Below are 25,664 nucleotides of genomic sequence, written 5' to 3'. Positions count from 1 at the left end.
CAATATTTCAGATGCTCACTCCGGCCGGCGGATCGACATCGTCACGACGACCGCGCCGTTCATCCGCATCGACCGCTTTCGCGTTTCTCGCATGGATCTCCACGTCACCGTTTCAGGCCGCCGCGACCTCGCCGGGCAGATCTACCGGCAACTGCGCGAGCGCATCGTCGAAGGGCGGCTGGCGGGTGGCACGCGCCTGCCGTCCACGCGCGATCTCGCGCTGCAACTGAAGGTCTCGCGCAAGACCACGCTCGACGTGTTCGAGCGCCTGCTCGCCGAAGGCTATCTGGTCGCGCGGCGCGGCTCGGGCACCTTCGTCGCCGATGCGCTCGAGCGCCTGCCCGCGCGTGCGCCCGTGCAGACGAATGCGCAGATCGGCGCGGCGCAGGCCGCCGATACGAACCACCCCACAAACCAGCCGACGAGCCGCCAGGCCCACGCGCCGACGGGCGTGCAGGCGCAGCCGTGGTGGCGTGTGGAGGACGGCGCGCGCGACGGCATGCTCGCGTTGCCGCGTCCCGATGCGCGGCTCCTCTGCGATTTCGCGGGCGGCGTGACCGACAAGTCGCGCTTTCCGTTCGACGCCTGGCGGCGCTGCGTGAACGAGGCGCTGCGCGTGCAGGCGCGCGGCCACGGCGCGTATCGCGATCCGGCGGGCGAGGAGCGTCTGCGTCTCGCGATCGCACGTTATCTTGCGTTCAACCGCGCGGTGGAGAGCAGCGGGGACGAGGTGATCGTCACGCAGGGCGCGCAGCAGGCGCTGACCTTGCTGGCGCGCGTGATGCTGCGTCCTGGCGATACGGTGGCCGTGGAGGATCCCGGTTATCCGCCCGCGCGCGACATCTTCGCGTCGCTGGGCGCACAGGTCGTGCCGGTGCCCGTCGACGGCGACGGTTTGATCGTCGGCAAGCTGCCGAAAACGGCGCGCCTCGTCTACGTGACGCCGTCGCACCAGTTTCCGCTCGGCATGCCGATGAGTCTCGCGCGTCGCGTGGCCTTGCTCGAATGGGCGCAGGCGCGCGGCGCGCTCGTGATCGAAGACGACTACGACTGCGAGTTCCGCTTCGAAGGGCGCTCGCTGGAGCCGCTCAAGAGTCTCGATCAAGCCGGTTTCGTGGCCTACGTGGGCACGTTTTCGAAGACGATTTTTCCCGAGTTGCGCGTGGGCTACATGGTGCCGCCCGCCGCGCTTGCGAGGCCGCTCATGCGCGCGCGCCAGGTCGCCGACTGTCACGGTTGCGCGCTGACGCAGACGGCGCTCGCGAACTTCATGCTCGACGGTCATTTCGCGCGCCATCTGCGCCGCATGCATCAGACCTATGCGGCGCGGCGCGCGGCCTTGCTCGCGCATTTGCAGGGGCCGCTCGCGCGCTGGCTCGACCCCGTGCTGCCGAACACGGCGGGCCTGCATCTCGCCGCACATCTCGCGCCGGGCGCCGACGAAACCGCATTCGTGGCGGCGGGGCGCGCGGCGTCGATCGGTCTGCATCCGCTCGCGCCGTTTCATCTGCACGCCCCCGCGCGGCACGGTTTTTTGTTCGGCTATGGCGCGGTGGAGGTCGAGCAGATCGACGCGGCGCTCGGTGTGCTCGCGGCGCGCTTGAAGACGTCGTAAAAGCTGTTACGGCACATTGCGGACGGAGCTTTACCCCGTCGACGCGCTTTTTACACGACGCAAAAACGGCTCGAGCGTCGCGAAAACGCCATACGTGTGGCGTTTTCGCGCCATCGCGGCTGTGTCGCGCGGACGCGGGCGCGTCGCATGCGGGACGTGCGAGAGCGCGTTTACCCCTGTAAACAGGTGTCAAAATGCGTCAGGCAGTCAGCGCGGAGCAACAAATTTGCATCTGCGATGCAAAAGAATCACGCAAAACGCTTGCACGCTTGTAGAATCCGCCGTTGAAGCATTTGCATCCCGCTGTGCTTCGTCGACTCACTGACCAACACTGGTAGGAGAAACATGCCGACTTCCGCAAAGAAAGTGGCCAAAAAGGCAGCAGCCCCGGCCACCAAGAAAGTTGCCGCAAAGAAAGCGCCCGCCAAGACGGCCGCAGCTAAGAAGGTCGCCGTGAAGGCGTCCGGCGTTTCGTCGCCGATCAAGGACACCTTCACGAAGGCCTCGCTGGCTGCTCACGTTGCTGAGCGCGCTGGCGTCGAGCCGAAGGCCACGAAGGCCGTGCTCGCCGCGCTGGAAGACACGATCCTGGGTTCGGTCCACAAGAAGGGCGCCGGCGAATTCACGCTGTCGGGTCTTCTGAAGATCGTCGTTCAGGCCGTGCCGGCGAAGAAGAAGCGCTTCGGCAAGGACCCGTTCACGGGTGAAGAGCGCTGGTTCCCGGCCAAGCCGGCATCGGTCCGCGTCAAGGCACGCGCACTGAAGAAACTGAAGGACGCAGCAGCAGGCTAATCGCCTTCGCCGCGACTTCGCGGTCGCGGCTTGCGTCAGCATTGCGGTAGTACCCAAAGAATCCCCGTTGGCATCGCGCCCGCGGGGATTTTTATTTGTGCGCGAGAAACGTGGGGCGAGGTCACGCGCGTATGATGTATGTTCAGATGTTATCGATTGAGATGGCGATTTTGCACCGTTTTTTAAAGAACGATAACGCCAATCGCCGTGATGTTCGATAGCTTGAATCTGTCGTTTCTAATTTATTCATGTTCCCGTGTTATGCCTGATTCCGAACCCAGCATCCGCCAGATCGAAGCGTTTCGCGCGCTGATGCAGACGCGCACCGCGACGCGCGCGGCGGCGGCCCTCGGCGTTTCGCAACCGGCGGTGAGCCGACTGCTCGCAGACTTCGAAGCCGGCGTGGGATTTGCGCTGTTCGAGCGTCGCAACGGACGCCTTTGGCCAACCGCGCACGCGCATGCGCTGCACGAGGAAGTCGAGCGGGCCTTCACGGGATTCGAGCGCGTGATTCAAGCGGCGGCGCAGATTCGCGAGCAGCGTCGGGGGGCGTTGTGCATCGCGGGCGCGCCGGAGTTCGGCGCGGATTTTCTGCCGCGCGTGGCGGCGGCGTTCGCGCACGAACACGAGCGCGTCGACGTGGCGCTGCTCGCGCTGGAGCCGTTGCTCGCGCTTGAACGCGTCGCCGCGCGGCGCTGCGATCTGGCGTTCGTCGGCGCGGTGGCGGCGCCGCGTTCGGTGCGGCTCGAACCGCTCGGCGAGTGGCCGATGCGCTGCATCGTGCCGCGCGGTCATCGGCTTGCGCGCAAGCGAGCGGTGAGCGCGGCGGATTGCGAGGGCGAGGCGTTCGTTTCGTTCGCGGCGGGTACGGAGGCGCGTTTGCGTATCGACCGTGCGTTTTCGGAGGCGGGCGTGACGCGCCGTCTGGGCGTCGAGGCGAGCCTCGCGCAGGCGGTCGTGACGCTCGTGGAAGCGGGGCTGGGTATCGCGCTGATCGATCCGCTCACGGCAGCGGCCGCGAGCGCGCGCGTGGCGGTCAAGCGCTTTACGCCCGCGCTGCCGGAGCCGCTTTACGTGGCGCATCATGTGGACGCGGCGCGCGCGCCGCTTGCGCAGGCATTCGTCGATCAGGCGGTGGCGGCGTTGGGCAGGCTGCGTTGAGCGAACGCGGCACGGCCCGGCTGTGCGCTCGCGCAAACCGAGCGGCCTGACGCGAGTCAACAACGCTGGTTCAATGGCGAGCAGGCAATAAAAAAGCCAGCCCGGCTTTCGCCTGAGGCTGGCTCGTGCAGCGTGTGATTTTTAGCTGCGAGGTCTCTTCGCGCTGCCGGGCTCGCGCCCGGCCAGGCAGACTGATTAGAACTTGTGGCGGATGCCGAGGCTGACCAGCTCTTGCGAGCTCGAAGCCGAGTTGTAGCCGTACGAGCCGATTGCCGCGCCGGCCGTCGACGTCGTGCCGTCTGCGTTCAGCTGCTTGCCGTTGGCGTGCTGGTAAGCAGCCAGTGCGTACAGGTCGGTGCGCTTCGACAGGTTGTAGTCCGCGCCGATCGACACCTGGTGGTACGTGTTCGACACGTTGCCCGCGCCGTGCGTGTACGTGTAGCCGAGGCCCAGCAGCATGGCCGGCGTCACTTGATAGCCGAGGAAGCCGGCAGCGATGTTGTAACGCTCGGTCGAAGCGAAGCCCGGGTTCAGAGCCGTCGAGTACGCGTCCGGCTTGAACTGGACGTTGCTGTAACGCACGCCGAACGTGAACGGACCGGCGACGTATTGCGCGGCCACCGAAGCGATGCCGAGCGACTTGGCCGTCTGGAAGCCTTCCGTGATCTGGTTGTCGAACACGGCGCCCGAGGTCGACACCGTGCTCCATGCCGACGTCGAACGGTCTGCGAAGCTCGACGAGTTGTCGGCGCGGAAGTAGCCCGCTGCGATGTTGAACGAACCGATGCCGTACGTGGCGGCTGCCGCCCACGTCTGGCCCGAACCCGTTGCGCCAGCGACGCCGCCCAGTGCGTACATGCCTTCGAACTGGAAGCCGCTCAGAACCGGCGAGACGTACTTGATCGCGTTGTTGGTACGCGAGCTGTTGTCGTTGTTGTCGATGTCACCCGGCGTCGTGAACGTGCTGCCGAAGTAGTTGTCGGCGGTCAGCGGCTGAACCATGTCGACCAGCGGGTCGTACTGGCGGCCCAGCGTCACGGTGCCGTACTGGTCATGCGTCAGACCGACGAATGCCTGACGACCGAACATACGGCCACCCTGGCCGGCCGCGCCGGTGTTCAGGTCAAAGCCGTTTTCCAACTGGAAGATGGCCTTCAGGCCGCCGCCCAGATCTTCCGTGCCCTTGAGGCCCCAGCGATCGCCCGAGATGTTGCCGGCGTACAGACCGAACAGATTCGCGTTGTTGCCGTTGGCGTCGACCGTGTTGTGAGCCCACTGGATCGATTCATCGATCACGCCATACAGGGTCACGCTGCTTTGAGCGTGTGCTGCGCCCGCTGCGGCCAGCAGGGCCACGGAAAGGGTCGAGAGTGCGATTCGTTTCATCCAGTTTTCTCCACGCAGATGTTTGGTTTAATTGTTGCTGTTGCGCGATGGAGAATAACGCAGGGGTGCAATTCCCTTGAACTGAAAAAAAATCAGTGTCGCAAAAAGCTGACACCACCCCAGGAAGCCTTGTGAGACGGGCTATTGAGCGATTATTCCGGATAATGAAATATTGGATTGTTGACTCTGCATTATTGTCGTTTCTGATACAAGTCGCGAAATGTGCAACCTCGCCTAATGCGGTTTACGGGTAAGTATGGTGCAACTAGGGATGTGCCCTGGTTGCGCTGCAAAGGCGTGAGGTTGTACCGGTCGAGCGCCCGTCTGGCGTGCGGGAAGGAGGGCGCGTGAAGCCGATGGCGCGAGGTCGCCGCCTGGCTCAGTCCTTGCGATGGACGCCGGCGTGACGGCGCCCCGCGGCGGCGGTCATGGCGACCGCCGCGCTCGCGACGAGCAGGACCGAACTCCAGGGATGGCGTTTGACATAGCGATCGGCGGCCGCAACCGTGCGACCGGCCTGGACCAGCGTCAAAGCGGCGGCGTAGGTCGCGCTGTCTTCCATGCGCACGACCGAGCGGCGGATCTGCAGGCTGCCGCCGTGAAGGCGCGCAAAGGCGCCGCCCGTGGCGCGGGCCTTGCCGATCGCGTGCAGCGGCGCATCGGCCGGGCGCGGCGTTTTTCCGGGTTGCACGCTCGCAGCGACGGCGGCGGCATATGGCGGCGCGGCGCCGACCGCGGCATCGAGCGTTGCGCCATCGACGCTGCCGACGCCACCCGCCCCGACCACTCCATTCACGCCTTTCACGCCATTCGCACCTTCCGCCGCCGCGGCGCGCGCCGTCTGCAAGCCTGCCGCCGCTTCGCGCATCGGCGCGATGGTGGACGCGGCCAGCACCGAAGCGAGCTTGGCACGGCTGCCCGGCGGCGTTTCCTCGAGCATGCCCCACGCGCCGCGCGGATCGTGCAGGCGGCCGCGCGCGGCGGAAAATTCCGCGCCGAGCAGCAGCACCGCCGCCGAGAAGTACAGCCACATCAGCAGCACGGCCAGCGAACCGGCGGCGCCGAACGCCGTGGCCATGCCCGCGTGCGCCAGATAGAGCGCGAACAGTTTCTTGCCGACGGAAAAGAGCACCGCCGCGACGAGGCCGCCGACCAGCGCATCGCGCCAGAGCACGGGCGCATCGGGCAGAAAGCGCAGCAATCCCGCGAACGCGACCGCGAGCACCAGCAGCCCGACCACCAGTTGCACGATGTTGCCGATGATCAAGTACGTCGACTCGCCCATCAGCCACTGGCCGACGAAGGTAATGCCCGCGTCGAGCACGAGCGAAACGATCAGAAGAAAAGCCACGCCCAGTACGAGGCCGAACGAGATCAGCCGCACGCGCACGAGCGCGATGACCGACGAGGCGCGCGGCCCTTCCAGCGGCCACACTATATTGAGTGCGGAATTGAGCGACGAAAACGTTGCGGAAGCGCCGATCGCCAGCATCGCCAGCGAGATCAGCGCGGCCACGCCGCCCGCGTCGCCCGCGCGATGGGCGTTCTGCACGATGGTGGTGATGGCGGCGGCGGCGTCGTTGCCGAGCACGTTGTGGACTTCGCGGAACAGCTGGCCGCGCGCGGCATCCGCGCCGAAGAACCAGCCCGCCACGGCGATCACCATGACGAGCGTGGGCGCGAGCGAGAACGCGGAATAGAAGGCGATGCTGGCGGCGAGCGACGGGCAGCGGTCGGCGATGAACTGGCGGCAGGCGCCCACGGCCCACGACGCTTCTTTGCGTGCGGCCGTTTCGAGCCGCTCGGAGGAAATAGTTGCCATGATCGACGTCTCGCGGTTCGTCCTGAAGACAAGGTGACGGGCATGCGGCCAGCGGCAGTGGCGCCCGGTCTGTGGCGGAACACGCAACCGATGCCGCGCGAACCGCACTTCGGCAGCCCGCAGATCCGGCCCGGTCGCCCGCCGCGGGCGCGCCTCGCGCCAGCGCCGGCGCGGCCGGCGGCTCCACGCGCTCGTCACACGAATATAGCAAGCTGGGTGCCCGGGCGCGCCGCACCTGTGCGCGCGGTGCATCTCGCGCGATCCGGAGCCCAAAACGTCTTATACTGAAACGACCCACAACCAGAAAGCCGAGGACGCAATCATGTTGCAGATGTCCCGGCGTCAGTTCCTCAAGGTCACGGCGACGTCGCTGGCAGGATCCAGCCTCGCGTTAATGGGCTTCGCGCCCGCCGACGCACTTGCCGAAGTCCGACAATACAAACTGGCGCGCACCACTGAAACCCGCAATACCTGCCCGTACTGTTCGGTAGGCTGCGGCATCCTCATGTACGGTCTCGGCGACGGCGCGAAGAACGCCACCGCGAGCATCATTCACATCGAGGGCGATCCCGATCATCCGGTCAACCGCGGCACGCTCTGCCCGAAGGGCGCGAGCCTGATCGACTTCATCCACAGCCCGAACCGGCTCAAGTATCCGGAATACCGCGCGGCGGGCTCGAACGAGTGGAAACGCATCTCGTGGGACGAGGCGCTCGACCGCATCGCGAAGTTGCTCAAGGAAGACCGCGACGCGAATTTCGTCGAGAAAACGGCGGACGGCAAGACCGTCAACCGCTGGCTGACCACCGGCATGCTGGCCGCGTCGGCGGGCAGCAACGAAGTCGGTTATCTCACGCATAAAGTGGCCCGCTCGATGGGCCTGCTGGCATTCGACAACCAGGCGCGTGTCTGACACGGCCCGACGGTGGCAGGTCTTGCCCCGACGTTTGGCCGTGGAGCGATGACGAACCATTGGGTCGACATTCGCAATGCGGACGTGATTCTGGTGATGGGCGGCAATGCGGCCGAGGCGCACCCGTGCGGCTTCAAGTGGGTCACGGAGGCGAAGGCGCACCGCAAGGCGCGGCTCATCGTGGTGGATCCGCGCTTTACGCGCACGGCATCGGTCGCGGACTATTACGCGCCGATTCGCACCGGCACGGACATCGCGTTCCTTGGCGCCGTCATCAACTGGCTGCTCACGAACGACAAGATCCAGCACGAGTACGTGAAGAACTACACGGACTTCTCGTTCATCGTGCGCGACGATTACGCGTTCAACGACGGCATCTACTCGGGCTACGATCCGGCGAAGCACGCGTATCCGGACAAGGCGTCGTGGAACTACGAAATCGGCGACGACGGTTTCGTGAAGACCGACGACACCTTGCAGAATCCGCGCTGCGTGTATCAGCTGCTCAAGCAGCATTACTCGCGCTATACGCCCGAAATGGTGGAGAAGGTCTGCGGCACGCCGAAGGATAAATTCCTGAAGGTCTGCGAAATGCTCGCGAGCACCGCCGTGCCGGGCCGCGCCGGGACGATTCTGTACGCGCTCGGCTGGACCCATCATTCGATCGGCGCGCAGATGATCCGCACCGGCGCGATGGTGCAGCTGCTGCTGGGCAACATCGGCATTGCGGGCGGCGGCATGAACGCGCTGCGCGGGCACTCGAACATCCAGGGTCTCACCGACCTCGGGCTGATGTCGAACCTGCTGCCGGGCTATATGACGCTCCCGAGCGAGGCCGAGCAGGACTACGACGGCTACATCAAGAAGCGCGCCTCGCAGCCCATGCGGCCCAATCAGCTGAGCTACTGGCAGCACTACGGCGCGTTCTTCGTGAGCTTCATGAAGGCGTGGTGGGGCGACAACGCGACCCAGGAAAACAACTGGGGTTACGACTGGCTGCCCAAGCTCGACAAGCCCTACGATCTGCTGCAGACCATCGAGCTGATGAATCAGGGCAAGGTCAACGGTTATATCTGCCAGGGCTTCAACGTGATTGCGTCGGCGCCCGACAAGGCCAAGACGCTGTCCGCGCTCGGCAAGCTCAAGTGGCTCGTCGTCATGGATCCGCTCGCGACCGAAACGTCCGAGTTCTGGAAGAAGTACGGCGACTTCAACGACGTCGATACGGCGTCGATCCAGACCGAGGTGTTCCGTCTGCCCACCACCTGCTTCGCGGAGGAAAACGGCTCGCTCGTGAGTTCGAGCCGCGTGCTGCAATGGCACTGGAAGGGCGCGGAGCCGCCGTTCGAGGCGCGGAGCGATCTGGAGATCATGTCCGGACTGTTCCTGCGCATTCGCGCGGCGTATCAGAAGGATGGCGGCAAGCTGCCCGATCCGATCGTCAAGCTGAGCTGGCCGTATTCCGATCCCGCGAGTCCCACGCCCGAGGAACTGGCGAAGGAATACAACGGCAAGGCGCTCGCCGATCAGACCGACCCGAAGGACGCGACCAAGGTGCTCGTGAAGAAGGGCGAGCAGCTTGCCGGCTTCGCGCAACTGAAGGACGACGGCACGACCGCGAGCGGCTGCTGGATCTTCTGCGGCGCGTGGACCCAGGCGGGCAACCAGATGGGCCGGCGCGACAACTCGGACCCGACCGGCATCGGTCAGACGCTCAACTGGGCGTGGGCGTGGCCCGTGAACCGGCGCATTCTGTACAACCGCGCCTCGTGCGATACGGCGGGCAAGCCGTTCGATCCCACCCGCAAGCTGATCGGCTGGAACGGCGCGGCGTGGACCGGCGCGGACGTGCCCGACTACAAGGTCGATGAAGCGCCTGATCTCGGCATGGGTCCGTTCATCATGAACCCCGAGGGCGTGGCGCGTTTCTTCGCGCGCGACGGCATGAACGAAGGACCGTTCCCCGAGCATTACGAGCCCTTCGAGAATCCGCTCGGCTACAACCCGTTCCATCCCAACAATGCGCAGGCCACCAGCAATCCGGCGGCGCGCGTGTTCCCGGATGACCGCAAGACGTTCGGCACCGCGCAGAACTTCCCGCACGTCGCGACCACGTATCGCCTCACCGAGCACTTCCACTTCTGGACCAAGCACGCACGGCTGAACGCCATCATCCAGCCGCAGCAATTCGTCGAGATCGGCGAGGAGCTGGCCAAGGAAGTGGGCGTGGTCGACGGCGGACGCGTCAAGGTGTCGAGCAACCGCGGCTATCTGATCGCGGTGGCCGTGGTCACCAAGCGCATCAAGGCGCTCACGATCGAGGGCAAGAAGGTGCACACCGTGGGCGTGCCGCTGCACTGGGGCTTCACGGGACTGACGAAACCCGGCTATCTGACGAATACGCTCACGCCGCCCGTCGGCGACGGCAATTCGCAGACGCCCGAGTTCAAGTCTTTCCTCGTGAAAGTGGAAAAGGCCTAAGGGGGGAACATGGCACTACAGTCACTCGACGTCAAACGCCTCTCGGCCACCACCACGCCGCCGCCGGGCGTGCGCGAGCCCGTCACGGGCGCGGTCGCGAAGCTCATCGACGTCACCAAATGCATCGGCTGCAAGGCGTGTCAGACCGCTTGCATGGAATGGAACGACCTGCGCGACGAAGTCGGCATCAACACCGGCGTGTACGACAATCCGCGCGATCTCAGCGAGCACTCGTGGACCGTGATGCGCTTCACGGAATACGAGAACCCGGACGGCAACCTCGAATGGCTGATCCGCAAGGACGGCTGCATGCATTGCGAGGATCCGGGTTGCCTGAAGGCCTGTCCTTCGCCGGGCGCGATCGTGCAGTACACGAACGGCATCGTCGATTTTCACGAGGAAAACTGCATCGGTTGCGGCTATTGCATCACGGGTTGTCCGTTCAATATTCCGCGGCTCTCGAAGACCGAACATCGCGTGTATAAATGCACGCTTTGTTCCGACCGCGTGGCCGTGGGCCAGGAGCCCGCCTGCGTGAAGACCTGCCCGACGGGCGCGATCGTGTTCGGCACCAAGGAGGACATGAAAGTACACGCGGCCGAGCGCATCGAAGACCTCAAGGAACGCGGCTTCGAGAACGCGGGGCTGTACGACCCGCCGGGCGTCAGCGGCACGCACGTGATGTATGTGCTGCATCACGCCGACAAACCGTCGCTCTATCACGGTCTGCCGGACCATCCGCGCATCAGTCCGCTCGTGCGTGTGTGGAAGGGCCTCGCCAAGCCGCTCGCGCTCGCGGGTATCGCGGTCGCGGCGCTGGCGGGTTTCTTCCACTACACGCGCATCGGCCCGAACGAAACGCATGCCGAAGACGAACAGGCCGCCGTGGACGAAGCGCGGCGCATTCGCGAGTCCCGCGGCGAACCTCCCGAGGAGCGCAACGATGAACGATTCTGAACCGCGTCTGATCCAGCGTTACACGGCCAACGAGCGCAGCAATCACTGGATCACGGCGATCACGTTCGTGCTGCTCGCGCTCTCCGGCCTCGCGATGTTTCATCCGGCGATGTTCTGGCTCTCCGCGCTGTTCGGCGGCGGTCAGTGGACGCGCATTCTGCATCCGTTCATCGGCCTGGTGATGTTCGTGTCGTTCATGATTCTCGCGCTGCGTTTCTGGCATCACAACTATCTGGACAAAGCCGACGTTCAATGGCTCAAACAGATGGACGACGTGCTCAATAACCGCGAGGACAAGCTGCCGGAAATCGGTAAATACAATGCGGGACAGAAGCTGTTATTCTTCACGCTGGTGGTTTGCCTCGTGCTGCTGCTCGTGAGCGGCATCGTGATCTGGCGTCGCTATTTCTCGTTCTATTTCCCGATCACGGTGATCCGCGTGGCCTCCGTCGTGCATGCGGCCGCGGCCTTCGTGCTGATCGTCTCCATCGTCGTGCATATCTATGCGGCGCTGTGGGTCAAGGGTTCGATCGGCGCCATGACGCGCGGTTATGTGACGTGGGGCTGGGCGCGCAAGCATCATCCGCGCTGGTTCCGCGAGAGCATCAAATAAGGCGCGCGTGCGCTCGCGCATGGCGCGTGGCGCGCGCCGCCGGCAAGCCGCCCGCCTGCGAAGGCGCGGCGGCTTTTTGTTTGTCGGAGTAGGTGTGGGAGAAGACTCGCCGTGACGCAACGCATTCTCGACCCTGAGCAGATTCAGGCACAAGATCCTTCCGCGATTCCGCGCATTCGTCTGCCCGAACGCGGCACCCTGTTCAAGGAACGCGCCGCGCGGCTGCGCAAGCTCGCGGATCACAATCCCATCGGCGGCTATATGCGTCTGATGGCGGCGCTCGTCGACGCGCAGCAGCAGGCGCTCGATCATTTCGATGCACGCATGCCCGAGCGCGAGGCCATCGATCACGCGCAACGCCATTCGATGCCGATCCTGCCCGCGCTCGGCGGCGAACGCGATCCGCAATGGCGCGAGGTGCTGCGCCGTCTCGCCGACCGCGTGGAAGCGGCGGGCGCGGTCACGCCCGCGCTTGCGAACGTGCTCGACAGCCTGCGCGCGATGAGCGACGCGCAGCTCGACGCGCAAGCCGACGCGCTGCTCGCGCAGCGTCACGCCGAAGTGTCGCCGGCCACCGCGCCGTTCATCATGGCCGCGCTGCAAGTGGTCTGGACCGATCTCGCGAGCCGCCTGAACACGCGCGACGTGCCGTATGTCGATGCGCCAGGCGTGTGTCCCGTGTGCGGCACGCCGCCGGTCGCGAGCATCGTGCGCGTGGGCGGCGCGTTGCAGGGGTATCGCTTCACGCAATGCAGCCTGTGCGCCACCGAGCACCACGTGGTACGCGTGAAATGCACGAACTGCGATTCGACCAAGGGCATCGCGTATCACGGCATCGAAGGCGGCAGTGACGCCGTGAAGGCCGAATCGTGCGACGAATGCCATACGTACCGCAAGATCGGCTATCAGGACAAAGACCTCGACTTCGAACCGCTCGCCGACGATCTCGCCAGCCTCACGCTCGACCTGCTGATGGGCGAGGCCGGTTACCGGCGCGCGAGTGCGAATCCGCTGCTGTATCCCGAAGCGCCTGCCGAGCAATGACGCCCACGCCGCCCATGAGCGAAACGGAACTGCAACACGGGGCTTCGTCCGACGAGTCCGGCGAGTCCGGCACGACCGATGCGCGCGCGCTCAACGCGATGCTCGCGCAGATGCCTGCGGTGGAACGCGTGATCGCGTCTGAAGACGCGCAACCGCTGATCGTCGAATACGGGCGCACGCAGGTGCTCGCGGCGATACGCGCGACCCTCGACGGCTGGCGGCGCGAAGCGCAGGCGGGCACCTTGAAACCCGACGCGAACGCCAGCGCCGACGCCGCGCCGTTTTCCATCGCCCGCGTGATCGCCGCCGCTTCGACCACCTTGCAGGCGCGCGCACAAAGCGCGCTGCGCGCCGTGTTCAATCTCACCGGCACCGTGCTCCACACGAATCTGGGCCGCGCGTTATTGCCCGACGAAGCGGTCGGCGCCGTCGTGCAGGCGCTCACGCAACCCGCGAATCTGGAATTCGATCTGGCGACCGGCAAGCGCGGCGATCGCGACGATCTGATCGACGAACTCATCTGCGAACTCACGGGCGCGGAAGCGGCGACCGTCGTCAACAACAATGCGGCGGCGGTGCTGCTGTCGCTCTCGGCGTTGGCCGCGCGCAAGGATGTGATCGTCTCGCGCGGCGAACTCGTGGAGATTGGCGGCGCGTTTCGCATTCCCGACATCATGAGCCGCGCGGGCGCGCGTCTGCGCGAAGTCGGCACGACCAATCGCACGCATCTGAAAGACTACGAGGCTGCGATCAGTGAACGCACCGCACTGCTGATGAAAGTTCATTGCAGCAACTATGCGATCAGTGGCTTCACGAAGATCGTTGAACTCGACGAACTCGCGCCGCTCGCGCGTCAGCATGGTTTGCCCGTGGCGGTCGATCTCGGCAGTGGCACGCTCGCGGACCTCACGCAATGGGGCCTGCCCGCCGAACCCACGGTGCGCGAAACCGTGGAAGCGGGCGCGGATCTCGTGACCTTCAGCGGCGACAAATTACTCGGCGGACCGCAGGCCGGTTTGATCGTCGGGCGCAAGGAACTCATCGCGAAGATCAAGAAGCATCCGCTCAAGCGCGCGCTGCGCGTGGGCAAGCTCACGCTCGCCGCGCTCGAACCCGTGCTGCGGCTTTATCGCGCGCCCGAACTGCTGCGTGAACGGCTCACTACGCTGCGTCTGCTCACGCGTCCCGCGCAGGAGATGCACGACGCCGCCACGCGCGCATTGCCTGCTTTGCAGCGCGCGCTCGGCGACGGCTACACGGCCAATATCGAACCGATGTTCAGCCAGATCGGCAGCGGCGCATTGCCCGTCGATCTGCTGCCGAGCAGCGGCTTCGCGATTCGCCACGCGGGCAAGGGCGGCAGCGGGCGCGCGTTGCTCAAGCTGGAGCGCGCGTTGCGCGCGCTGCCGCGTCCCGTGATCGGCCGCATTGCCGACGACGCCTTGCGTCTCGATCTGCGCTGCGTCGAAGGCGCGGACGAAGCGGCCTTCATCGCGCAATTCGCGGAGCTGCGCCTGTGATCGTCGGTACGGCAGGGCATATCGATCACGGCAAGACCACGCTCGTACGCGCGCTGACCGGCGTCGACACGGACCGCCTTAAAGAAGAGAAGGCGCGCGGCATTTCGATCGAACTCGGCTATGCGTACACGCCGCTCGCGAACGGCGACGTGCTCGGTTTCATCGACGTGCCGGGCCACGAAAAACTCGTGCATACGATGGCGGCGGGCGCGTGCGGTATCGACTTCGCCCTGCTCGTGATTGCCGCCGACGACGGCGTGATGCCGCAAACGCGCGAGCATCTGGCGATTCTGCAATTGCTGGGCGTCACGCACGGTGCGATCGCGTTGACCAAAACCGATCGCGTGGACGCCGCGCGGCTCGCGCAAGTGCGCGCGGAAATCGACGCGTGGCTCGCGCCGGGCGTATTGGCGGGCGCGCCGTGCTTCGAAACGAACGCGACGCAGCCCGGCGACGCGGGTGTCGCGCAACTCGATGCGTTCCTGCGTGAGCGCGCGACCGCGTGGCAGGCGCGCCGCGACGACGGCCTGTTCCGGCTGGCCGTCGATCGCGTATTCACGTTGACGGGGCAGGGCACGGTGGTGACCGGCACGGTGTTCGCGGGACGCGTGCAGACCGGCGACGCCATGCTGCTCGCGCCCGCCGGCGAAACGGTGCGCGTGCGCAGCATCCACGCGCAAAACCGCGCCGCCGACACCGGACGCGCGGGCGAGCGTTGCGCGCTCAATCTCGCGGGCATCGACAAGGCGCAGATCGCGCGCGGCGACTGGATCGTCGACGCGCGGCTTGCGCAAACGGCGACGCGTCTCGACGTCGAACTGCATCTGCTCGTCGATGCGGGCATCACGCTCACGCACTGGTCGCCGCTGCACGTCCATTTGGTGACGACGCATCGCGTCGCCAACGTCGCGCTGCTCGACGGCGATGCGCTGGGCGCGGGCGAAACGGCGCGCGTGCAACTCGTGTTCGACGCGCCGCTGCATGCGCTGCCGGGCGACCGTTTTATCGTGCGCAATGCGCAGGCGAGCCGCACGGTGGGCGGCGGGCGCGTGCTCGATCCGTTCGGTCCGTCGCGGCGCAGACGCACGCCGGAGCGGTGCGCGTGGCTCGACGCGTTGCGCGTGTGGCTCGACGAAGGACGCATCGATGCGCTGATTGCCGAAGCGCCGCGCGGTCTCGCGTTCGAGACGCTCACGCAGCTAACCGGACAGGCCGCCGATACGCTCGCATTGCCCGCGGATGCTGTGACGATCGCCGCGCAAGGACGCACCGAGGAAGCGGTCGTGCTCGCGCGCGATCACTGGACGCGTCTCGCGGCGCGCATCGTCGAGGTGCTGGGCGATTTTCATGCGCGCTCGCCCGACGAGCAGGGGCCGGACGCGTCGCGCTTGCGGCGCATGGCGGCGCCGCTGGTCAGCGATACGGTCTGGCGCGCGGCGGTGGATGCGCTCGTCGACGAAGGACGTATCGCGAGAAGCGGGCCGTGGCTGCATCTGCCCTCGCATGCGGTGACGCTGGATGCGCAGGAGGAAGCCTTGGCCGCGCGCCTCATGCCCTTGATCGCGCTAGGCCGCTACGATCCGCCGTGGGTGCGCGATCTGGCGAAAGACGTGCAGGAATCCGAAGAAAAGGTGCGCGCGCTGTTGCGGAAATTGGCGCGGCTGGGCAGGCTTTATCAGATTGTGCGTGATCTGTTTTACGATCAGGATGTCGTGCATGAGCTTGCGCGTCTGGTGGCAAAGCTCGCTCAGGAGCAGGGCGTGGGCGCGGCCGCGTTTCGCGATGCGTCGGGTCTTGGGAGAAAACGCGCGATTCAGATTCTGGAGTTCTTCGATCGCGTTGGATATACTCGTTTCCAGCGCGAACTGCATGTGTTGAGACCCGATAGCCGTATGCATGAATGGCTGTGAAATATGGTCAAAGGGCGATGACATTGGCAGGTTGAGTGGTCACAGGAAGGCAATCGCATCGGGTGGTGCGGCCGGGCTTCAAACCCGGTTGGGGACGTCAGCCGTTCCCGGGATGGTTCGACTCCATCTGCTTTCCGCCAATTTTTTTTGGTCGCGTGAGAATCGCGCTGCTGCTGCTGAACAGGGCGGCGATCTTCTTCTTTCATATCACATGGTATGAGTACGCGCGCCGTGCGACTGAGCGCGACCCATCTCTGCAATTCACCGACGGCGTGCCGCTCTGTCTCTTCTTGCACGGAAGAGGTCATGCGCGTCGTCAATCACGACCGAGCTAATTCGAAACGCGACGCCTTGCTGTCCTCGGTGGCCGGTTTCCGGCCGTACCTTCGCCCGCATATCGATAGGGGATCTACTTGACGCGGACTAGGTCTGCTGCACAATGAAGCAGATCCCGCTCCACAGCGTTGGCGTTATCGCGGCTCTCGCGTCCGCATGGCAGAAATAATCGCCTCACTGCACCGAATCTACGCCGGCATGTAAAAGTATCGCAGCGGCATCAGTTGCTTGGTTTTGGCATCAGCGGTCTGATAGTTGTCCGTCAGTGCTCGTGCAAGTTCGTCCAAGCTCCAGAGCATGAGGGGAACCGCCGCCCGTTCGGCTTCATACAGCGCATCCTTCGTGAACCCACCGGTGCTGACGTAAAGGCCTCGGTCGTCTTTATGCCTGCCGCCAAGGAAGCTTCGGAGTTGTGCGCTTCCCATCTTTCCATCGCGATGCTTTACCTCCACCACAATGCGTGGCTGTTGGAATCCGAAGCCATCCGGGGAAGCGAGGATGTCCTTCCCTCTGTCAGGACCTGCAGGGGACACTTGGGTCTTGTAACCCATCGCCCGTAGGATGCCAGCAACGAGTTCTTGCATTTCGTCCCAATCGAGTCTGTTGATTTGGTCCTTGATGCGCTCAAACGCGATAACTTCAGTCTGTCGCAGAGGGTCGTTGACTTCGACCTCAACGAGTTCATCGCTTGTCGGTCGAGGTATCTGGACCGCCCCTTTCGCGATTGCGAGTAGTTCTCTCTGCGCCGACTCCGGTACCTTAAATATCGTCAGAACCGAGCCAAGACTGTTCTTGCTGCCAGTAAGGAGCAAGTCGCGATCTACCTCTTTTTGCAACCATGCCACCGGCCGTGCTAAGGCCATGTTCAAGTCTGTCCATTCAGGGCGGTATTCACAAGGCCCTTTTACCTGCCCCACGAGATACGTCCGATTTTCGGTCGAATACGTTACCACCCAGTCGTCGTTCTTGATTTCATGGATGAACCGATACACTTGTGACACGCCCGCGATGATGGTTCCCTCCTTGGTGCCAGGTGAAACCTCTCGGTAAGCGTCGGCCAACTGCTCTCGCGTCGCGCCCTTGCTCGCTTCTTCAGCGATTCGTACCCAACCGATGGCGGCAACGGCCTTCTCTCGGAACTCTTCGTACAGCAGACCGCCTTTCGCTCGTACCATCCACATTGTTGTCATTAAATGCGCCTCTTTCTTACCAGTTTCCGAGCAAGTGTATCAGGCGAGAGATAAGTTCCGACCCATGCCCGCTGTGCTGACTTCAAATCGAACACGCGATGTCGACCCGAACCAGCCATTCGAAAACTCCCAAAGCGGTCACTCGATTCAGGAATTCTGGTCCCTTGGTAAACGGCGTAGACTCGCGCTCAAGGTAAAAAATGAAAACATTTGGGGGGTCCGTGTATGAAGGCTCTTTGCGAAACGATATTGAAAGAACTCATCAATTCCTTTTCGCAAGAGAGCCATAACCAACACGAACCACCATCCCTTTCTTTTTTCGACAATCGCGCATCGTAATCACCGCTATCTCAATCCGCTTTCACGTCGCAAGGATTTTGGATTTATCCGGAGCGTAACTGACAATTTATCTGCCGATGATTTGGTGCTGGATGCAGGCTGTGGTAAGGAAAATTTACTGCGTTGCACGCATCAACACGCGAAAGCTTTCTGTAGATCGATTCAAGAACCAGCGACATCTGGTCGGGCTTCGGGAGCATCATGACCGGTTGTCACGCACATCGCCAGGAAGCCGGTGCTGGGCAAGCCACGCCTTGCCGATTGACGCTCGCAGGCGCTGTGCTAAAAAAACTCTATCAAAAGCCTCTCGCGTACCGGACAATTGTGCGAACGTTTTCTTCAAGCCTCGCTTTCTGTCGTTCGCGTTCTTCCTGAGACGGGCTTTCCCTGGCTTTGACAGAAACGCTGGGCGCTGGTACTTCGATCTGCGTGGCCGTAGTCGACTGTTGTATAGGCGTACCCGTCTGCTCCAGCCCGGGTGCGCCAAACGAAGCATTTGTAAAAAATGTACTGCCTAACAGTAAAATTCCTATGGATGCTATGCGACTCATGATGTTGTGGCCTCCTCTCATTTACCGCTTCCATTTGTGATAATTTCAATAGAAGCGGCTTAATCGGTTTCCCTCAAAGAGGGGACCAGCTGCCATGCAGGGACATGCGCAACCGGAATGGAATCTTGATCCGTGCCACAGGTCCCGACGACATCTTCATTCCGTCAAGCACCACCAGTTCACTTGTTTGCGATCGAAGATGGTTAAGAACGCTGATCACAAACCCATCGCCTTCAGGTGCGTCGGGGCTCCGTGGAACGAAAATCGGCTCTTGTAAGCACTCTGCGTCCCCGGCGAACCATGCTTCGGTATCGCCCGATACAACATCGACGTGTGCGATCTCGTTGAAAAACTGGAAGGGTGGAGCACCAAGGTTTTCACCGTCAAACGGCAAACCTGGATCGAATTTGAGAACGAATCCGTGGCGATACGGCCGCCCTGTATAGCGCTCATCACAGCGTGGAAATTCACACGGAAAGTCCATCAGTGCTTTGGGCTCGACTTTATTGATCGTGGCGTCCAGATCAAAAGTCCAGCGCATCAATGACGCTTTAAGCGTTTCTGGTGGCGGAACAGAGCCGTCTTCCTGTGGGAAAAAGTAAAAGACATTCCCTCCCGTCACCGGCATGTCCACGTGAATGCGGCTCCCCTCTTCAAAGGAATTCAGCGTGTGACCTTGAAACCCATTTGCCGGACCGTAATACCAACGAATGTCGTCAGCAGAACCGAGCCTCGGAAGAACTCCAAACAATTGCGGAAGGTCTGGTTGCCACTGAAAATGCGGGCCGCCGTTTTTCATTCGCTCGACGTCGACAGTCAAAGGGATAACAGGGAAGACAACATGATGTTCGGTGATCGCGAAATCGTGAATCATCGCAGCGTACGGCGCCTTGAACCACACTTCACGCTTCAACTCCCCGAATGCGCCGATCTCAAAGTAGGCAATATCAGGAGTGCCGTCGCCCTTGGCTTCATAGGCGAAGCAGAGCAGATCGCCGGTTTCGGGATCCACTTTTGGATGAGCGGTGAATGTCGCAGATCGCACTTGCCCATCAAAGTCCCACACTCCAAAGGTCTCGAGCGTGTCCGGATCCATCGCGTATGGGAGGTTGTCTTCCTTCATCGCGAGTAAGACACCGTTGTGCTTCAGTACGGTTGTGTTTGCCGTACTGTTGTTCTGGGCTGCCTGCGGGTCGTTTGTAAAGACGTTTCGGTAAACGCCATTGAGCGAGCGGCGTTCCCGGCGTTGCGCGCGCAATCTGTCGGTTTGAACGTACCGCCGTTTCAGGCTGACCTTTCCGTGATCAAAGCGAAAGGCGCAAACGGCGCCATCACCGTTGAAGAAGATATCGTTGCCGAGCATCGGCGGGTACTGGGGATCCGGCGCCACTTGGTAAAAAACGCCGCTGATGCAGTCTGGCAGTGTTCCCTCGACCTCAAGGTCCGTCACATCCGCCTCAACGCGGCTTGGCTGATAAAGCCCGACGAATTCGGGTGTGCTCGGAAACTGCGAACTCATGACTTTCTCCCTTCGACATAACTGTACTTGACCGTACACATATGATCGGCAATGGCGGAGGTAAAGTCAACATAAATGTACGATTAAGTACAGATATGTCGGGCAGTCTGTTCGTCTGGCGCGCCTTCCACCAGGCGTGTCTCATGGCAAGTAGGTGTCAGAACGGATACGGACGCGGTTCGTGCTGCACCGATAGACATGGCCTGCAACAGCCCCTGCGGCCGACCGAATGCAGCCGCTGCTGCCGGGCGAGCAGTGCCGCGCAATTCGTATGACGCGCGAAGGACACAGGTGTCGATGCGTGGGCGGAGAGGAGGGGGAGAACTTGTCACGACTTCACCTGCTCGGCGAGGAGAGATGGACAGCTAGAAAACCGGTTGCTAAGGTCGGCATGAACGGCCACAAAGCTGTACTAATGTGCACTGTTATAAGTGGCCTGGACGTGAGGTCAATAAAAATGTACGATGGGGTACAGTTATTGCATGCGAGATAGAAATTGCGCGTCAAGACAGAAAGCCGACGACTTGCTTACATAGAATCAGCTGGACGACTTTTCGTCGATCGTGGTTTTTCGTCAGTTTCAATGGACATGATCGCGGCCGACGTCGGTGGGTCAAAGGTCACGTTGTACAACTACTTTGCATCGAAAGAAGAACTGTTCGAGGCTTTCGTTGTTGAAGCGGGCCGTAGTGCCGTTGAGCGACTGATTGATGTCCCGGTCGACGGGAGGAACATTGAGAAGACGCTGACAAAGCTTGGTCTTGAGTTTCTTCGGCTGATCACGACGCCAAACGTGGTCGCGCTGGATCGCCTGATCATCAGTGAAGCCAGGAGACTGCCTGACCTTGCTCGGATCTTCTATGAAAACGGACCCAAGCGAACGATCGAAGCGCTCATCCGGGTATTCGACGAACTATTGGCAAACTCAGCTATAAGGCCGGTGGATTCAACGACGCTTGCTTTGCATTTTAAGGCTTTGTGTGAGTCGTCAATTCTGGAGCGCCAGCTTTGGTGTGTTGAACGGCAGCCAAACGAGATCAGATTGAAGAAGGCTGTTGCGTCGGCGGTGTCGGCGTTCTTGCACGGCTACGCGAATCCCTAGTCCCGGCGAAGTCCAGGCTGCTGAGGATTCGGAAATGCCGCAAACCGGCAGGCGATAGTGATGATGGAGATTCCATGAGGCGCCCGGGGCTCAGTCCGTATAAAGATGACTTAGACCTTGAGCCAATTGCCGCATGGTTTCGCTGCAGTGAGAACCCGGCCGTTCGTATTGCGTCAACGTGACGTGCAAAGGAATCCTGACGGTAGTCCATTATTGGACGTTGATGAGCTCTTCGCTCGCCAGACGAAAACCAAAATTACGATGTCGGCTGCAAAGCCTAAAGCTGCCACCAAACGACAGCTTGGCAACGACGGCTCATGGCCGACTAGCGCCCGACGACCAGGCGTGGCGCTTGCCGTGGGCGCGGCCTTTCATGCGAAACCCCGAGCCGGCTTCGTGGCCTGCAAACCTGAGCGGCAGGTATACGTTGGCAAGCGGTCCACATCGGTTCATTCAACTGCCCGCGGCTTCATGAAAGCCGCGAGACGAGAGGTTTCATTTGCCGACCTGCCACGCAGAGCCAGCAGAATCGCCGACACCCGCAGACTAAGATCGTCGGCAAATAGATTGGCATGTAAGGCCGCGCTAGTAACCGACGGTGAAGCGCGCGCGGCGGTTCTGCGGCTGCTCAAGTTCGTCGACTACTGCAACCGCATAATCCTCAAACGAGACGTGGCTCTTGCCGTCCGCGTCGCGGATCAGATCGTCCTTGCCCAGCCTGAATTTTCCGGTGCGTTCGCCCGGCTGGATCAGGATCGGCGGGCTGAAATAGGTCCAGTCGATCGTCGATGCACGCAGCGCGGCGAATGCCTTCACATGCGAAGTCGCGATCGGCACGTAGGGCGCGGGCCAATGTCCGGATTCGAGCACACGCACGCCCGGCGAGAACTGCAGCGATCCCGCGCCGCCGACGACGAGCAAACGCGGGATCGCGGCTTGATCGACGGCCGCAATGACCCGTTCGGTGACTTCAACCAGTTGATCGGTGTAGCTCGTGTCGGTCGTGAAGCGCGGATCGCTGGTCGCGGGACCAAACGCGCTGACGACGGCATCGACGCCCGCAATGATTTGCGCGAGACGCTCGGCATCGCCCAGATCATCGCGGACGACCTGCACGGTTCCCGGAAGCGGCTCGGGAAGCTTCGAAGGATTGCGCGCGACGGCCACGACGCTATGGCCGCGTGCGACCAGCTCTGCAAGAATGGTGAGACCGGCGCGACCGGTCGCGGCGAGAAGGGCAATTTTCATGTTCGTTTCCGGATGGATCGGTTGAATGCGGGCGGCAATTGCGCCGCATGATCGTTGGACGTTACGCGTTAGCCCGAGATTTTCGTGAAGTCGGGCTTGCGCTTGTCGGCGAACGCCGCGAAGGCTTCTTTGGCTTCCGCGCTCTTGAGGCGCTTCCTGAAGATGAAGCGCTCGCTGTTGACCTGATCGGTGATCCGGGCCGCGTCGCGCATCAGTCGCTTCATCGCCGTGAGCGAACCGACTGGCTTCGAAGCGAATCGCTCCGCAACGTGTTGCGCTTCCTCACGCAACGTCGCGGCGGGCACCACGCGGTTCGCGACGCCCCATGACACCGCGGTGGCGGCGTCCACCGGATCGCCCAGCGCGAACATCTCGAACGCCTTCACATGGCCGATCGTGAGCGGCAGCAGATAGCTCGACGCCGCTTCGGGAACGAGCGCGAGATTGACGAACGGCGTGATGAGCTGTGCATCGTCGGCGAGCAGCACGTGATCGCAATGGAGCAGCATCGTCGTGCCGATGCCGACCGCCTTGCCGTTCACCGCCGCGACGATCGTGACCGTCGCGTTGGCGAGCGCGCGCACGAAGCGAACGACCTGCATTCTTCCGGCCCGTTTCCGGCGGATTGCTCGGCAAATTCCGCGAGGTCGTTGCCCGCGGTGAACATGTCGCCGTCTGCCTGAATGAGTACGACGCGAATGGCGTCGTCTTTTTCGGCTTGCGTCAGGGCGTCGGCGAGCGCGCCGTACATATCGTTGGTCAAGGCGTTTTTCTTGTCCGCGCGCGCGATGGTGAGCGTGAGAATGCCCTGCGAAAGTGCCTGTTTTATGTGTTCGACCAATTGCTGTCTCCGATTGCGATGGGCTTGTGGAAGTGCGCTTAAAGCGCGGTTTCGGCGAGTTCCCGATAGTCGGTGTAGCCGTGTTCGGCGCCGCCGTAGAACGTCTTCTGATCGGCTTCGTTCAGGCTCGCGCCACGTTTCAGACGGTCCGGCAGATCGGGGTTCGCGATGAACGGCCGGCCGAACGCGATCAGATCCGCGTGGCCTTCCACGAGCGTGCGCTCCGCGCTTTCGCGCGTGAATCCGCCTGATGCGATCAACGGGCCCTTGAAATACGGGCGGAAAAGCGCGGCAATCGACTTCGGCGTTTCGCGCTGGGTGGTGCTCACGGATGCGGATGCCCAACTTGTCTGCGACTCGATCAGGTGCAGATAGGCGATGCCCCGCTCGGACAACTCGCCAATGACGTATCGATAAAGCGTCTGCGGATCGCTGTCCGCAATGTCACCGACGTTGCAGTACGGGGACAGGCGAACCCCGATCCGTTCGAGCGGCCACACGTCGGCAACAGCATCGATGACCTCGAAAAGCAGGCGCGCGCGATTCTCGATCGATCCGCCGTAGCGGTCCGTGCGGTGGTTGGTCTTGTCTTCGAGAAACTGTTGAAGGAGATAGCCGTTCGCGCCGTGAATCTCCACGCCATCGAAACCCGCGGCTTTCGCGTTCTCTGCGGCCTTGCGGAAATCCGCGACGATCGCCGCGATTTCGTTCACGTCGAGCGCATGGGGCGTTTCGTACGGCACGCGCGCAAACGTGCTCGTGAATGCGTTGCCGGCGGGCTGGATGGCGGACGGCGCGACGGGCGGCGAACCATTGCGCTGGAACGACGAATGGGAAATGCGGCCGACGTGCCAAAGCTGGAGAAACATCACCGCGCCGCGTGCCTTCACGGCCTGCGTGACGCGCTGCCAGGCGACGACCTGATTGTCGGTGACGATGCCGGGCGTCTGCGGATAGCCTTGGCCTTGCTGTGAAATCTGCGTGGCCTCGGCGATAACCAGTCCGCCCTCGCTGGCCCGCTGCCCGTAGTAGGTCGCGGCCAACGGCGACGGCACGCCATCGGCATCCGCCCGCATACGCGTGAGCGGCGGCATGACGACGCGATGCTTCAGAGGGAACGGACCCAACGCGAAGGGCGCAAACAGTTTCATGCCGAACTCCAATATGACCGGTCGTTTTAGATGGTCTGCAAAAAAAGCCCGAAGGCTTTTTGCGAGTTATTTGAACAGGGTGCTGAAGATGACGCTGGCGAACAGGTCGAGCGGACCGCGATCCTGCTGCACTTTGGCGCGGAGGACCGTGCCTTCCCACGAATTCAGCAGGAACGATGCGATGTCGCGGGCGGAAAGTGCTGGCGGCGTGCGCTTTGCATCGATGGTCTCCTGCACGCAGGCTTCGATCGCGCGGGTCCAGGTTTCGTATAAAGACGCGAGGCGGCTTCGCACCGCTTCATGGTGCGAAGCCAACTCCGTGCTGAAATTGCCGATCAGGCAACCGTAGCGAAAATCCTTATCGGCGATGAAGTCGGCGAGGGCGGCGAAATAGTGGCGCAGACGCTCGACCGGGTCGATGCTGGAATCGGCGAGCACGGCGATCCGGTCCGCGCCGCGTTCCCAGTAAGCGTCCAGCGCGACGAGGGCCAGTGCGTCCTTGCTCTCGAAGTGGTTGTAGAACGAGCCCTTAGGCACGCCCGCCGCACCAGTGATGTCGCCGACCGCCGATCCGTTGAATCCATACAAATGAAGGGTCTGAAGACCGGCTTCAATGATTTCCTGCTTCATGCTCGGACGGGCCATCGATCTTTGCTCCTAGGTTGAACGCATAATATGACCGGTCGTCTTGATTTGTCAACAGAGTGTGTAACCGCGCGTGTGCGAGTGGATGACGGAGAACCATTGTGTCCGTCTGCCGATGGTCGCTGACCGCCCCAAGCGACTTAGACGCTCCGTTAGCCAGGTGGCGTGGACTTGGCCGCCCAGGCTAATGCATGCGTCGTGCGAGAAGTCGTGGGCCTTTAAAGCCGGGTGGATGATAAGTACCAGGCACGTTGCCTGGCGCGCTGTAATACGGTAGCTGCCCGGGGGGGGCGTGACTCTATGTCATGTAGTTGCCTACTACCGATTTGCCGCAATTTTTGAAGGCTGACGCAGCCTCGAGAGGGCGCGTAAATTATTTTGCAGATATGCTTGACGCGAGGTCGGATCGCATTCATAATTCGCCTCCTTCGCTGATCGCTGCGAACGAAAACGAAGCGATTGAGACGAAATTGTTCTTTAAAAATTTACAGCCGATAAGTGTGGGCGCTTGATAGGTGATGCGACCTG

17 protein-coding genes, 1 tRNA gene and 1 pseudogene are annotated in these 25,664 nt (G+C 62.6%); 11 read left to right on the top strand and 8 right to left on the bottom strand.

Going from position 1 to position 25,664, the window contains the following annotated elements:
• Positions 1-91 precede the first annotated feature (91 nt).
• The 3 genes from pdxR to BMY06_RS28435 all read left to right on the top strand — a co-directional run bounded on the left by pdxR (position 92) and on the right by BMY06_RS28435 (position 3,568).
• Complete coding sequence (gene pdxR, locus BMY06_RS28445; RefSeq protein ID WP_065059623.1) at positions 92-1,615, top strand: MocR-like pyridoxine biosynthesis transcription factor PdxR; 1,524 nt, start codon at positions 92-94, stop codon at positions 1,613-1,615.
• A gap of 345 nt (positions 1,616-1,960) precedes the next feature.
• Positions 1,961-2,407, top strand: coding sequence for an HU family DNA-binding protein (locus BMY06_RS28440; protein WP_065059517.1), 447 nt, complete (start codon positions 1,961-1,963; stop codon positions 2,405-2,407).
• A gap of 261 nt (positions 2,408-2,668) precedes the next feature.
• The gene (locus BMY06_RS28435; RefSeq protein WP_074986646.1) at positions 2,669-3,568 is read left to right on the top strand and encodes a LysR substrate-binding domain-containing protein; all 900 of its coding nucleotides are present in this window, start codon (positions 2,669-2,671) and stop codon (positions 3,566-3,568) included.
• A 195-nt stretch (positions 3,569-3,763) separates the two neighbouring features.
• Here the strand turns inward: BMY06_RS28435 and BMY06_RS28430 are convergent, their stop codons facing one another.
• Both BMY06_RS28430 and BMY06_RS28425 read right to left on the bottom strand, forming a co-directional pair.
• Positions 3,764-4,954, bottom strand: a complete 1,191-nt coding sequence (locus BMY06_RS28430) for a porin (RefSeq protein WP_074986645.1) — start codon at positions 4,952-4,954, stop codon at positions 3,764-3,766.
• 379 nt (positions 4,955-5,333) lie between these two features.
• Positions 5,334-6,776 (bottom strand): YihY/virulence factor BrkB family protein, encoded by a 1,443-nt coding sequence (locus BMY06_RS28425; RefSeq protein ID WP_065059520.1) that lies wholly within the window; start codon positions 6,774-6,776, stop codon positions 5,334-5,336.
• Positions 6,777-7,098: 322 nt separating this feature from the next.
• Between BMY06_RS28425 and fdnG the strand changes: the two genes are divergently transcribed.
• The 7 genes from fdnG (at position 7,099) to BMY06_RS39730 (ending at position 16,354) form a co-directional block, all read left to right on the top strand.
• Positions 7,099-10,170, top strand: coding sequence for a formate dehydrogenase-N subunit alpha (gene fdnG / locus BMY06_RS28420; RefSeq protein WP_080180677.1), 3,072 nt, complete (start codon positions 7,099-7,101; stop codon positions 10,168-10,170).
• A 9-nt stretch (positions 10,171-10,179) separates the two neighbouring features.
• Positions 10,180-11,127, top strand: a complete 948-nt coding sequence (fdxH, locus tag BMY06_RS28415) for a formate dehydrogenase subunit beta (RefSeq protein WP_065059523.1) — start codon at positions 10,180-10,182, stop codon at positions 11,125-11,127.
• Positions 11,114-11,740: a formate dehydrogenase subunit gamma gene (locus tag BMY06_RS28410; protein ID WP_065059524.1), complete on the top strand. Its 627-nt coding sequence runs from the start codon at positions 11,114-11,116 to the stop codon at positions 11,738-11,740. The genes fdxH and BMY06_RS28410 overlap by 14 nt, the downstream gene beginning before the upstream one ends.
• 111 nt (positions 11,741-11,851) lie before the next feature.
• Positions 11,852-12,784, top strand: a complete 933-nt coding sequence (gene fdhE / locus BMY06_RS28405; protein ID WP_065059525.1) for a formate dehydrogenase accessory protein FdhE — start codon at positions 11,852-11,854, stop codon at positions 12,782-12,784.
• 14 nt (positions 12,785-12,798) lie between these two features.
• Positions 12,799-14,304, top strand: a complete 1,506-nt coding sequence (gene selA / locus BMY06_RS28400; RefSeq protein ID WP_074986713.1) for an L-seryl-tRNA(Sec) selenium transferase — start codon at positions 12,799-12,801, stop codon at positions 14,302-14,304.
• A complete protein-coding gene (selB, locus tag BMY06_RS28395; RefSeq protein WP_074986644.1) occupies positions 14,301-16,214 on the top strand; it encodes a selenocysteine-specific translation elongation factor in 1,914 nt (637 codons plus the stop codon). Before selA ends, selB begins: the two co-directional genes overlap by 4 nt.
• Before the next feature lie 44 nt (positions 16,215-16,258).
• A tRNA-Sec gene (locus tag BMY06_RS39730) sits at positions 16,259-16,354 on the top strand.
• 384 nt (positions 16,355-16,738) lie between these two features.
• On the opposite strand, the gene BMY06_RS28390 is transcribed toward BMY06_RS39730, so the two are convergent.
• The gene (locus BMY06_RS28390) at positions 16,739-17,740 is read right to left on the bottom strand and encodes a restriction endonuclease (RefSeq protein WP_074986643.1); all 1,002 of its coding nucleotides are present in this window, start codon (positions 17,738-17,740) and stop codon (positions 16,739-16,741) included.
• Positions 17,741-18,703: 963 nt separating this feature from the next.
• Complete coding sequence (locus BMY06_RS28385; RefSeq protein ID WP_074986642.1) at positions 18,704-20,149, bottom strand: carotenoid oxygenase family protein; 1,446 nt, start codon at positions 20,147-20,149, stop codon at positions 18,704-18,706.
• A 496-nt stretch (positions 20,150-20,645) separates the two neighbouring features.
• On the opposite strand from BMY06_RS28385, the gene BMY06_RS28380 reads away from it, so the two are divergent.
• A complete protein-coding gene (locus tag BMY06_RS28380) occupies positions 20,646-21,251 on the top strand; it encodes a TetR/AcrR family transcriptional regulator (RefSeq protein ID WP_074986641.1) in 606 nt (201 codons plus the stop codon).
• Between the two features lie 585 nt (positions 21,252-21,836).
• Here the strand turns inward: BMY06_RS28380 and BMY06_RS28375 are convergent.
• The 4 genes and pseudogenes from BMY06_RS28375 to BMY06_RS28360 all read right to left on the bottom strand — a co-directional run bounded on the left by BMY06_RS28375 (position 21,837) and on the right by BMY06_RS28360 (position 25,136).
• Positions 21,837-22,499 carry an NAD(P)-dependent oxidoreductase gene (locus BMY06_RS28375; RefSeq protein WP_065057945.1) on the bottom strand — a complete coding sequence of 221 codons (663 nt, stop codon included), beginning with the start codon at positions 22,497-22,499 and terminating at the stop codon, positions 21,837-21,839.
• Positions 22,500-22,567: 68 nt separating this feature from the next.
• Positions 22,568-23,340, bottom strand: a pseudogene (locus BMY06_RS28370) (enoyl-CoA hydratase-related protein).
• Positions 23,341-23,378: 38 nt separating this feature from the next.
• A complete protein-coding gene (locus BMY06_RS28365; protein WP_074986640.1) occupies positions 23,379-24,491 on the bottom strand; it encodes an alkene reductase in 1,113 nt (370 codons plus the stop codon).
• A 66-nt stretch (positions 24,492-24,557) separates the two neighbouring features.
• Positions 24,558-25,136: a TetR family transcriptional regulator C-terminal domain-containing protein gene (locus BMY06_RS28360; protein WP_074986639.1), complete on the bottom strand. Its 579-nt coding sequence runs from the start codon at positions 25,134-25,136 to the stop codon at positions 24,558-24,560.
• Positions 25,137-25,664 lie beyond the last annotated feature (528 nt).

It is taken from the genome of Paraburkholderia tropica, assembly GCF_900109265.1.
Taxonomy (GTDB): Bacteria; Pseudomonadota; Gammaproteobacteria; order Burkholderiales; family Burkholderiaceae; genus Paraburkholderia; species Paraburkholderia tropica.
Note: the sequence above shows the minus strand (reverse complement) of the source record. Positions and strands in the feature narration are given on the sequence as shown.

Bases quoted from the DNA above. Each gene is read 5' to 3' on its own strand.
- BMY06_RS28365 (WP_074986640.1), bottom strand. From the start codon at position 24,491: ATGAAACTGTTTGCGCCCTTCGCGTTGGGTCCGTTCCCTCTGAAGCAT.
- fdxH (WP_065059523.1), top strand. From the start codon at position 10,180: ATGGCACTACAGTCACTCGACGTCAAACGCCTCTCGGCCACCACCACG.
- BMY06_RS28410 (WP_065059524.1), top strand. From the start codon at position 11,114: ATGAACGATTCTGAACCGCGTCTGATCCAGCGTTACACGGCCAACGAG.
- selA (WP_074986713.1), top strand. From the start codon at position 12,799: ATGAGCGAAACGGAACTGCAACACGGGGCTTCGTCCGACGAGTCCGGC.
- BMY06_RS28440 (WP_065059517.1), top strand. From the start codon at position 1,961: ATGCCGACTTCCGCAAAGAAAGTGGCCAAAAAGGCAGCAGCCCCGGCC.
- BMY06_RS28385 (WP_074986642.1), bottom strand. From the start codon at position 20,149: ATGAGTTCGCAGTTTCCGAGCACACCCGAATTCGTCGGGCTTTATCAG.
- BMY06_RS28390 (WP_074986643.1), bottom strand. From the start codon at position 17,740: ATGACAACAATGTGGATGGTACGAGCGAAAGGCGGTCTGCTGTACGAA.
- BMY06_RS28375 (WP_065057945.1), bottom strand. From the start codon at position 22,499: ATGAAAATTGCCCTTCTCGCCGCGACCGGTCGCGCCGGTCTCACCATT.
- pdxR (WP_065059623.1), top strand. From the start codon at position 92: ATGGATCTCCACGTCACCGTTTCAGGCCGCCGCGACCTCGCCGGGCAG.
- BMY06_RS28430 (WP_074986645.1), bottom strand. From the start codon at position 4,954: ATGAAACGAATCGCACTCTCGACCCTTTCCGTGGCCCTGCTGGCCGCA.
- BMY06_RS28435 (WP_074986646.1), top strand. From the start codon at position 2,669: ATGCCTGATTCCGAACCCAGCATCCGCCAGATCGAAGCGTTTCGCGCG.
- BMY06_RS28360 (WP_074986639.1), bottom strand. From the start codon at position 25,136: ATGGCCCGTCCGAGCATGAAGCAGGAAATCATTGAAGCCGGTCTTCAG.
- BMY06_RS28425 (WP_065059520.1), bottom strand. From the start codon at position 6,776: ATGGCAACTATTTCCTCCGAGCGGCTCGAAACGGCCGCACGCAAAGAA.